Here is a 10225-nt window from a genome sequence, read left to right on the forward strand (position 1 = left end):
GATGTGGGTGCCACGGCAGGTCAAAGGCAAAGCGGTAAAGCACCAGACTGACCAGTTCGGCCCCTAGCGCCACCAGCGGCCTGCTGGCGGCGCTAGGGGCCGAACTGGTCAGTCTGGTGCTTTACCGCTTTGCCTTTGACCTGCCGTGGCACCCACATCCGTGGTTGTTGCTGTTGCCGGTGTTGGGCGCGGTGATGGTGGGCGGTGCGGGCGTGTTTGGCACACGCAGGGCGCTGAATGCCAGCCCGTTGACGGTGTTGCGCGAGGGTTGATATGGCCAGACACTATAAATCCTGGCGTTGACGAGCGCAGCGAGGCTGCGATCGTCGTTTTGGGATTCAACTGTTACGCCGCGTACATATCCTGCATTCGCGTTTAACTGAAATATTGGTTTCGCCCTTACGGCGAGTCCATTTTGAAAGGACCCAAAAGGAACCAAAAGGTCCTCGCCCTACCACTCGGCCGATTCGCCAAGGTTCGCCGGCTCCCTCCCTCCGGCTCTGTTATGGGAGCGGGCTTGCCCGCGATGGCAGCACTTTGTTCCTCGAGATAGAACGAGGTGCCTGCATCGCGGGCAAGCCCGGCTCCCACAGGGAGATATGTCGGTCGAAAATCCTGCATTCAAACAGGCCGGCCGGTCGGCCGCCTCGACGGCTTTTGATCTTGATCTACCCGCCCCATCGGGAGGCCGAGAGGAGGTTCTGCGCAGTGGGTCGACCGGCATGGATGCCGGGAGAGCCGCGATGGGCCATGGATGGCCCGTGGCGGCGGGCCCACGGAGCGGGACCGGAACGAGGGAACCTGAGCGCAGCGAAGGCCGTACGCCAGGGGCAAGCCTTTTTGGTTACTTTTTCGGCGTCTGGAAAAAGTGACTCGCCGTAAGGGCGAAACCAATATTCCAGTTAAACGCAGATGCCGGATATGTACGCGGTACACCAGTTAAACCCTGCAGCGGCTAAATATCCGCCCAGGTTTTACCCTAGCTTTTCTCGTAATAAATCTCGTTGATCCACCACAGCACTTCCCCGCTCGGGGTCTGCACCACTGCCTCGTCGCCCACCTCTTTCTTCAACAGCGCACGGGCCATCGGTGAGTCGATGGAGATGTAGTCGTTGCGTCCGTAGATTTCGTCGTAACCCACAATGCGGAATTTCTTGACGTCCCCGGCCTCGTTTTCAATTTCGACCCAGGCACCAAAAAACACCCGGCCTTCCTGCTCCGGCGAGTAATCAACCACCCGTACATCCTCGAGGCGCTTGCGCAGGTAGCGCACCCGTCGGTCAATCTCGCGCAGCAACTTCTTGTTGTACTGGTAGTCAGCGTTTTCGCTGCGATCACCCAGTGATGCTGCCCAGGTCACCTTGCGTGTGGTATCCGGGCGTTTTTCCCGCCACAGGTAGTCAAGCTCCTGCTTCAGGGCTTCATGGCCTTGCCTGGTGATGATGTTGGTACTCACTCGCGGTCGTTCTCCAGCAGGTTGCATTGGCCAGGGCAGACTCTTAGCACCCCGGCGCGACGAAATACATAGAGGCGCTGATAAAAATCACAAGCGCAGCGACACTCTCACTGTGCCGTGGCCTGGCGATACTGGCGCGGGGTAAAGCCGGTCAATGCCTTGAATTGGCGGGTGAATGCGCTGTGGTCGGTGTATCCGCACTGCAGGGCCACCTGGGTAATCGGAATATCGGTCAGCAACAGCCGATGGGCGTGTTCCAGACGCACCTTCTGGATCATCTGCCGTGGCGTCAGGTGAAACACACGCTTGCAGTAGCGCTCCAGTTGCGCCACGGAGATTCCGGCAATACGGGTCAACTCACCCAGGGTAACGCGGCGGTTGAAATGCGTGCGAATGTGCTCATCCACTGCCGCCAGCCGCTGGTACGCCGGGTGGGTATCACTGGCTGATTGCAAGTCCACGGAGATCCCGGCCAGGCCGATGATCTCGCCCTGGAGATTGTACAGCGGGCGCTTGTGGGTCAGGCACCAGCCAGGCTCCCGGGTCCCGTACAGATGCAGTTCCAGCTGGTCCTCAAGCACCAGCCCCTGCTCCAGCACCTGGCGATCCTGCTCGGTATAGCCCGGCCCCAACTGCGCGGGGAATACCTCGGCGCTGGTTTTGCCGAGCAGGGGTTGCAACTGCTTGAGGCCGCAGCGCTGGACCAGGGTGCGGTTGGCCAGTACATAGCGCGCGGCATTGTCCTTGATGAAGATCGCGGCATTGGGGATGGCATCGAGCATCGGTAGCAACAGGGCTACCCCCGAGAGCAACTGCTCAAGACTCTCGGGGCGGCTCAACTCGCTGCCCTGGCTCAGGATTGCAAAAGCATTCTGCGTCATAAAACTCACTCTCCCACCACTGGCCAGGTATCGGCCGCCTGGGTGCATTGTGCTGATTTCGTCATCGGCTTCAATGGAAAAGATCAATCGCAAACTTTCCCCGACGTTCAATCTAGCGCCATTGCACACCCGCCAACCGTATTGGCGCAATGGCAAATGACATCACACCTGCCTAACCAATAACTCACAAAAAGGCGACGCTATGTCAGGTAAAGGCAAATTCAAGAAACAGCTCTCACTGATGGACCTGACCTTTATCGGTCTGGGTGCCATCTTCGGTTCCGGCTGGTTGTTTGCAGCCAGTCATGTGTCGGCGATCGCTGGCCCGGCTGGGATTTTTTCCTGGCTGCTGGGCGGTTTTTCCGTGCTGTTGCTAGGCATCGTTTACTGCGAGCTGGGCGCTGCCCTGCCGCGCGCCGGTGGCGTCATTCGTTACCCGGTTTACTCCCATGGCCCGTTGCTCGGTTACTTGATGGGCTTTATCACCCTGATCGCCTTCTCCAGCCTGGTGGCAATTGAAGTGGTCGCCGCCCGCCAATACGCCGCGGCATGGTTCCCCGAGCTGACCAAGGCCGGCTCCAGTGACCCTTCGATCCTGGGCTGGCTCCTGCAGTTCGGCCTGCTGTGCCTGTTTTTCATGCTCAACTACCGAAGCGTGAAGACCTTCGCCATGGCCAATAACCTGGTCAGCGTATTCAAATTTATCGTGCCGCTGCTGGTCATCGGCGTGCTGTTCACCTTCTTCAAACCGGAAAATCTCTACGCCCAGGGCTTCGCCCCGTTCGGCCTGTCGGGCGTGCAGATGGCCGTTTCTGCAGGCGGCATTATCTTCGCCTATCTGGGCCTGACACCGATCATTTCGGTGGCCAGTGAAGTGAAGAACCCGCAACGCACCATCCCGATTGCCCTGATCCTGTCGGTCCTGTTGTCGACCGTGATTTATGTGCTGCTGCAAGTGGCCTTCCTCGGCGGCGTACCCACTGAAATGCTGGCCAACGGCTGGGCCGGCGTGACCAAGGAACTGGCATTGCCCTATCGCGACATCGCCCTGGCTCTGGGTGTGGGCTGGCTGGCTTATCTGGTGGTGGCTGATGCGGTGATCTCGCCAAGCGGCTGCGGCAACATTTACATGAATGCCACACCGCGGGTGATTTATGGCTGGGCGCAAACCGGCACGTTTTTCAAGATTTTCACCCGCATCGATGAAAAGTCCGGCATCCCGCGCCCGGCACTGTGGCTGACCTTTGGCCTGTCGGTGTTCTGGACCCTGCCTTTCCCGTCCTGGGAAGCCCTGATCAGCGTGGTATCTGCCGCCCTGGTACTGAGCTACGCAGTGGCACCGGTGTCCGTGGCCGCATTGCGCCGCAATGCCCCAGACATGCCACGCCCGTTCCGGGTCAAGTGGATGGGGGTGATGGGGCCGCTGTCATTTATCGTCGCTGCGCTGATTGTTTACTGGTCAGGCTGGAACACCGTGTCCTGGCTGCTCGGCCTGCAAATCGTGATGTTCGTGGTGTACCTGCTGTGTTCGCGATTCGTACCGACCAACCACCTGAGCCTGGGCCAGCAAGTACGCTCATCTTTGTGGCTGATCGGCTTCTACGCCGTAACCATGGTGCTGTCCAAACTCGGCACTTTCGGTGGCCTGGGCGTACTTGCCCACCCGTTTGACACCCTGGTCGTCGCAGCTTGTGCGACGGGCATCTATTACTGGGGCGCGGCCACCGGCGTGCCGGCTCATCTGGTCCGGCTGGAAGACGACGAGGACAGCGAAGAAGCCCCGGAACTTGCCAGTAACACCCCGGCCAGCCACGCCACGGGGGCGTTTATCCAGACTTCATCCTGAGACACCGTTAACCACAGTAGTCCTCCGAGCCGTTGTTCTCTTCCAAGGGATACGTTCATGAAGCAAGTCCATATCATTGATTCACATACCGGCGGCGAACCCACCCGCGTGGTGATCAAAGGCTTCCCGCAACTGGCCGGGCGCAGCATTGCCGAGCAGCGCGACACCCTGCGCGACCAGCATGACCAATGGCGCCGGGCCTGCCTGCTGGAGCCCCGAGGCAACGATGTACTGGTCGGTGCACTGTACTGCGAGCCCGTGTCGGCGGATGCCACGTGCGGGGTGATCTTCTTCAACAATGCCGGTTATCTGGGCATGTGCGGCCACGGCACCATCGGCCTGATCGCCTCCCTGCATCACCTGGGCCAGATCGAGATCGGCGAGCACAAGATCGACACCCCGGTCGGCCCGGTCACCGCCACCCTGCATCCAGATGGCAAGGTCACCGTAGGCAATGTGCCCTCCTACCGCTATCGCCAGCAGGTCGCCGTTGAGGTGCCGGGGCATGGCCGTGTGCAGGGCGATATTGCCTGGGGCGGCAACTGGTTCTTCCTGGTCTCCGATCACGGCAAGACACTGCAACTGGACAATGTCGAAGCCCTGACCGAGTACACCTGGACCATGCTCAAGGCCCTTGAGGCACAGGGTATCCACGGCGAAGACGGTGCCCTGATCGACCATATCGAACTGTTTGCCGACGACGACCAGGCCGACAGCCGCAACTTTGTCATGTGCCCGGGCAAGGCCTATGACCGCTCGCCCTGTGGCACCGGCACCAGCGCCAAGCTGGCGTGCCTGGCCGCCGACGGCAAGCTGGCTCCAGGCCAGCCCTGGGTGCAGGCCAGCATCACCGCCAGCCAGTTTGTCGGCAGTTATCAATGGGACGGCGAGCGCATTCGCCCGTTCATTACCGGCCAGGCCTATATGACCGCCGACAGCATGCTGCTGATCGACGAAAAAGATCCTTTCGCGTGGGGCATTTAAGCCCTTCGCCGTAAACACATCCGAATAAACGACTCGAGGAGTTAGAACAATGAGCGATAACATTTTCACCGGTTGCATGCCTGCCCTGATGACCCCTTGCACCGCCGAGCGCAAGCCGGACTTCGACGCGCTGGTGGCCAAGGGCCGCGAACTGATCGATATCGGCATGAGTGCCGTGGTGTACTGCGGCTCCATGGGTGACTGGCCTTTGCTGACCGAAGCCGAGCGCCAGGAAGGTGTGGCACGCCTGGTAGCTGCGGGCATCCCAACCATCGTCGGCACCGGCGCCGTAAACAGCCGCGAAGCGGTGTCCCATGCGGCACACGCTGCCAAAGTTGGCGCCCAGGGCCTGATGGTGATTCCACGCCTGCTGTCCCGTGCAGCCTCGCCTGCTGCGCAAAAAGCTCACTTCGCCGCCATCCTGCAAGCCGCTCCACAGCTACCGGCGGTTATCTACAACAGCCCGTACTACGGCTTCGCCACCCGCGCCGACCTGTTCTTCGAACTGCGTAGCCAATACCCGAACCTGATCGGCTTCAAAGAGTTCGGCGGTGCTGCCGACATGCGTTACGCCGCCGAACACATCACTTCCAAAGACGATGATGTGACCCTGATGGTCGGCGTCGACACCCAGGTTGTGCATGGCTTCGTCAACTGCAACGCCACCGGCGCCATTACCGGCATCGGCAACGCCCTGCCTCGCGAAGTGTTGCACCTGGTGGCCCTGAGCAAGCAAGCGGCCAAGGGCGACCCTAAAGCCCGTCGCCTGGCCCGCGAGCTGGAAGCCGCCCTGGCGGTGCTCTCGTCGTTCGATGAAGGCACTGACCTGGTGCTCTACTACAAGCACCTGATGGTGCTCAATGGCGACACAGAATACAGCCTGCACTTCAACGACACCGATGCGCTGAGCGATGCCCAACGCCACTACGCCGAGAACCAGTACAGCCTGTTCCGCCAGTGGTACAAAACCTGGTCCGCCGAACAGAACGTCGCCTGACCCGCAGCGCAGCCCTGCATCCCTGAACAGCGGCGCACATCATGTGCGCCGCCTTGTTCCAGCCAACCCATTTTTAGGAACACGCCATGACTCTGACAGGCAACATGCTGATCGGTCAGCAAGCCATCACCGGTAACCGCGAAGCGATCCGGGCGATCAATCCCGCCACCGGCACTGTGCTCGAACCGGCCTACCTTGGCGGCGGCAGCGAACATGTCGAGCAGGCGTGCACCCTGGCCCAGGAGGCTTTTGACAGCTTTCGCGAGACCTCACTGGAAACTCGCGCCACTTTTCTGGAAACCATCGCCGCTGAAATCGAAGCCCTTGGCGATGAATTGATTGACCGCGCCGTCAGCGAATCAGGCCTGCCACGCCCGCGCATCGTCGGTGAACGCGCACGTACCTGCCAGCAACTGCGTACCTTTGCCCGTACCGTACGCGCTGGAGAATGGCTGGATGTGCGGGTCGACAACGCGCTGCCCGAGCGCCAACCACTGCCCCGTGCAGATTTGCGCCAACGCCAGGTGCCACTGGGGCCGGTGGCGGTATTCGGCGCCAGCAACTTCCCGCTGGCCTTCTCCGTGGCCGGTGGCGACACTGCCTCGGCGCTGGCGGCCGGCTGCCCGGTGGTGGTCAAGGCCCACAGCGCCCACCCTGGCACCAGCGAACTGGTTGGCCATGCGATTGCCTGTGCGGTGAAAGAATCGGACCTGCCTGAAGGGGTCTTTTCCCTGTTGTTCGGTTCCGGCCGTGAAGTCGGTGTTGCCCTGGTCAGCGATCCACGCATCAAGGCAGTCGGCTTCACCGGCTCGCGCAGTGGCGGCATGGCTTTGTGCAAAGTGGCAGCAGCACGCCCCGAACCCATACCGGTGTATGCGGAGATGAGCTCGATCAACCCGGTACTGCTGTTCCCCGCTGCGCTGCAGGCTCGCGGCGAATCACTGGCGCAGGGCTTTGTTGCATCTCTGACCCAGGGGGCAGGCCAGTTTTGCACCAACCCGGGTCTGGTTATCGGCCATCAAGGGCCGGCACTGGATAGATTTATCAGCACAGCTGCCCGGCTGGTCCAGCAAAGCCCGGCCCAGACGATGCTCACTCCCGGGATTTTCCAGGCCTATGAAGCCGGTATTGGCTCTTTGCAGGAACTGAACAGTGCTCAAGAGGCCGCTGCCGGCTTGAGGGGGGAGACACCCAACCAGTGCCAGGCCCATCTGTTTGTGACCCGGGCCGGGGACTTCCTCGCCGACCCTGCATTGCAGGCCGAAGTCTTTGGTGCTGCGGCGCTGGTGGTGCAATGCGCCGATGACGAGGAGATCCGCCAGGTGCTCGAGCACCTTGAAGGCCAATTGACCATCACCCTGCAACTGGATGAAGCCGACCTCGACAGTGCCAGGGCCATGCTTGCGACCCTGGAACGCAAGGCTGGTCGCTTGCTGGTCAATGGCTGGCCAACGGGGGTTGAGGTGTGCGACGCGATGGTCCACGGCGGGCCTTTCCCGGCGACTTCGGACACCCGTACCACCTCGGTTGGCACTGCGGCCATCCAGCGCTTCCTGCGTCCTGTCTGCTATCAGGACTTCCCTGACAGCCTGTTGCCGACGGCACTCAAGCACGCCAACCCGCTGCACTTGCGCCGCCTGCTCGATGGCCACAGAGAAGTACTGGAAAATGCCTGATCACTTCGCTGGAAACACAGCTGACATTGCCGTGGTCGGCGCCGGAATCATCGGCGTCGCCTGTGCCCTGCAACTGGCGCGCCAGGGCCAGCGGGTGGTGGTCATCGACCCGCAGGAACCGGGCCATGGCGCCTCATTCGGCAATGCCGGGCACCTGGCCACCGAACAGGTGTTCCCGATTGCCGACCTGTCGATTCTCAAGCGCTTGCCGGCCATGCTGATGGACCCGATGGGCCCCCTGCGCCTGGACTGGAAATATATGCCCCGGGCCCTGCCGTGGTTCACGCGTCTGCTGCTGAACCTGCGCAAGGCACCCTTTCAGCGCACTGTAGCCGGTATTCGGGCACTTAACGAAAGCAGCCTGGGTGCCTGGCACAGGCTGCTGGAGGGCATTGACTGCCCGGGCCTGATGCGCGAAGACGGTTCGTTGCTGGTGTACGAACGTTCCGAGTCCCGGCAGCCACTTCTGGCACTGCAGGCACGCATGCGCCAGCAGCAGGTACCGGTCGAGTTCTGGGAGGCCAGGGCCATACACAAGGCAGCGCCGCAACTGAGCGAGCAGATTCAGGGCGGGTTGTTTTTTCCGGCCACGGGGCACTTTATCGACCCCTATCGCGTGGTTTGCGAACTGGTAGAGGCTGCCAGAAAGTGCGGTGTGCAGTTTCTCAAGCAACAGGTCACAGGCGGGCAACTGAGTGAGGCCGGAGTTTCTCTGATGACAGCCCAGGGCCAGGTGTCCGCCCGCCGGGTCGTGATCGCCTGCGGCGCCCACTCGGCCAAACTCACCGCAACCCTGACCGGCAAGCACGTTCCGCTGGATACCGAACGCGGTTACCACCTGATGCTGCCCCACGAGCATGACCGGCTGCCGTTTGCCGTCACCTCACTGGAACGCAAATTCATCATGACCCCGATGAGCGATGGCTTGAGGCTGGCGGGTACAGTTGAATTTGCCGGCCTGGAAGCGCCGCCGAGCATGGAGCGCGCCTGGCAGCTGCATCGCCTGAGCAAAGGATTGTTGCGCCATGACCTTAGCGCTGAAGACGCGACGCCATGGATGGGCTTTCGCCCGTCGTTGCCGGACTCACTGCCGATCATCGACCGGGTGTGCGACGGCAAGGTACTGCTTGCCTTCGGCCATCAGCATTTGGGCCTGACCCAGGCAGCGGTAACGGCTGAACTGATCGCGCAGTTGGCGGGGGCAACCAGTGCCCACGCGCTGCCTGAGTTGCACCCTTACCGGCTGGAGCGTTTCTGATCCCATCCGTAGCAGCTGCCGAAGGAACGAGGCTGCTACGGGGCTGGAGCCTCAGCGCAGGGTTATCAACCCCTGCCGGCTGACACGGGTGAGGTTGTGAATCACCCGCTCGGCATTTTCAGCATCGGGGGACTGGATCACCGCCAGGTCAAAACTGTCAGCGGCAAATCGCGCCAGTTGATCGCCCTCTTCCACAAACTGGATCAGAAACGCCGTAGGCCGCCCTTTGCGGCGTGGCCAGCCATCGAGATAGCGCAGCAACGTAGGCTGATGCTTACCGCCCAGGAGGATTTTTGGGTTGCGCAAGGTTGGGCTGGCCGAGATCGGCGCAAGACGTACAAGGGGACGTGGGTGACTCATGTATCGGTTCTCCGCCTCAAGATTCTGCGTGGCAGGTGAGAGGCAACACCGAACCAGCGCTTTAGCGGTATTTCAAGGCCTGTTTCAAGCCTCTTAGACGGTCTGTGACCCTCTGGCGCCCCGCAAGTAGCTGTTTAAATCGGCGCAAGAAAACATCCTAGATAAACCTGCTTACTACTGTCAACAATCATCTGGAACGAAAAAGGCCCGCTCTGGGCGGGCCTTTTCACTGGCATCGGGTTTTCAGTCAGCTAGTGCACGATCGATCGACAACTTGCCTGCACCTTCGATCAGCACTGCCACGGTACCACCCAGCAAGGCCAGGGCGAATTCATAGCCGTTGTTGGCCATAAACAGGCCATTGCTGATATGCACCGAGAAGATCGCCACCAGCAACGTAAACGACAGGCCCAGGGCTGCAGGGCGCGCCAGCAAGCCAATAATCAGCGCCAGACCGCCCAGAAACTCGGTACCGCCCGCCAGCACTGCCATCAACATGCCCGGCGCCAGGCCAATGCTCTCCATCCATTGCGCCGTGCCCGCCAGGCCCCCGCCGCCAAACCAGCCGAACAGTTTTTGCGAACCGTGGGCGGCAAAGATAATACCGACGAAAATACGCAAGACCGTCAAACCATAACCTGCGCGGCTGCCCAGTACGGTATGGATCAATTTGCTCATGATGGAATCCTTTAGGGAAGCTCCGATCAACTTGCCGCAACCGCGCAGTAAGTTGAAAATCCCGCTGAATTTGGCGCTATTGACCGCGA

The 10225-nt window shown here is 61.0% G+C and carries 9 protein-coding genes and 1 pseudogene; 6 read left to right on the top strand and 4 right to left on the bottom strand.

The window, feature by feature from the left end; translation table 11 throughout:
- Positions 1-68: 68 nt before the first annotated feature.
- Positions 69-272: pseudogene (locus tag GHO03_RS22230) on the top strand (ABC transporter permease); the annotation flags it as partial.
- 707 nt (positions 273-979) lie between these two features.
- Here the strand turns inward: GHO03_RS22230 and greB are convergent.
- Together greB and GHO03_RS22240 are read right to left on the bottom strand one after the other, a co-directional pair.
- Positions 980-1456: a transcription elongation factor GreB gene (gene greB, locus GHO03_RS22235; protein WP_029611319.1), complete on the bottom strand. Its 477-nt coding sequence runs from the start codon at positions 1454-1456 to the stop codon at positions 980-982.
- 107 nt (positions 1457-1563) lie between these two features.
- A complete protein-coding gene (locus GHO03_RS22240; RefSeq protein WP_095002272.1) occupies positions 1564-2337 on the bottom strand; it encodes an AraC family transcriptional regulator in 774 nt (257 codons plus the stop codon).
- Positions 2338-2539: 202 nt separating this feature from the next.
- Here GHO03_RS22240 and GHO03_RS22245 point away from each other — a divergent pair, with 202 nt between their 5' ends.
- The 5 genes from GHO03_RS22245 (at position 2540) to GHO03_RS22265 (ending at position 9098) form a co-directional block, all read left to right on the top strand.
- Positions 2540-4183 (top strand): APC family permease, encoded by a 1644-nt coding sequence (locus tag GHO03_RS22245; protein ID WP_095002153.1) that lies wholly within the window; start codon positions 2540-2542, stop codon positions 4181-4183.
- Between the two features lie 57 nt (positions 4184-4240).
- Positions 4241-5167 (top strand): 4-hydroxyproline epimerase, encoded by a 927-nt coding sequence (locus tag GHO03_RS22250; RefSeq protein WP_133144916.1) that lies wholly within the window; start codon positions 4241-4243, stop codon positions 5165-5167.
- Positions 5168-5216: 49 nt separating this feature from the next.
- Entirely contained in the window at positions 5217-6164 is a 948-nt protein-coding gene (locus tag GHO03_RS22255; RefSeq protein WP_095002155.1) for a dihydrodipicolinate synthase family protein, read from the top strand.
- 86 nt (positions 6165-6250) lie between these two features.
- Entirely contained in the window at positions 6251-7840 is a 1590-nt protein-coding gene (locus tag GHO03_RS22260; RefSeq protein WP_153400545.1) for an aldehyde dehydrogenase (NADP(+)), read from the top strand.
- Entirely contained in the window at positions 7833-9098 is a 1266-nt protein-coding gene (locus tag GHO03_RS22265) for an FAD-binding oxidoreductase (RefSeq protein ID WP_095002157.1), read from the top strand. Before GHO03_RS22260 ends, GHO03_RS22265 begins: the two co-directional genes overlap by 8 nt.
- A gap of 51 nt (positions 9099-9149) precedes the next feature.
- On the opposite strand, the gene GHO03_RS22270 is transcribed toward GHO03_RS22265, so the two are convergent.
- Together GHO03_RS22270 and GHO03_RS22275 are read right to left on the bottom strand one after the other, a co-directional pair.
- Positions 9150-9458 carry a class I SAM-dependent methyltransferase gene (locus GHO03_RS22270; RefSeq protein WP_133144914.1) on the bottom strand — a complete coding sequence of 103 codons (309 nt, stop codon included), beginning with the start codon at positions 9456-9458 and terminating at the stop codon, positions 9150-9152.
- Between the two features lie 243 nt (positions 9459-9701).
- Positions 9702-10136 (bottom strand): DoxX family protein, encoded by a 435-nt coding sequence (locus tag GHO03_RS22275; RefSeq protein ID WP_095002159.1) that lies wholly within the window; start codon positions 10134-10136, stop codon positions 9702-9704.
- Positions 10137-10225: the final 89 nt, after the last annotated feature.

This window comes from Pseudomonas sp. FSL R10-1339 (assembly GCF_009600545.1).
In the GTDB taxonomy this organism is placed as follows: Bacteria; Pseudomonadota; Gammaproteobacteria; order Pseudomonadales; family Pseudomonadaceae; genus Aquipseudomonas; species Aquipseudomonas bubulae.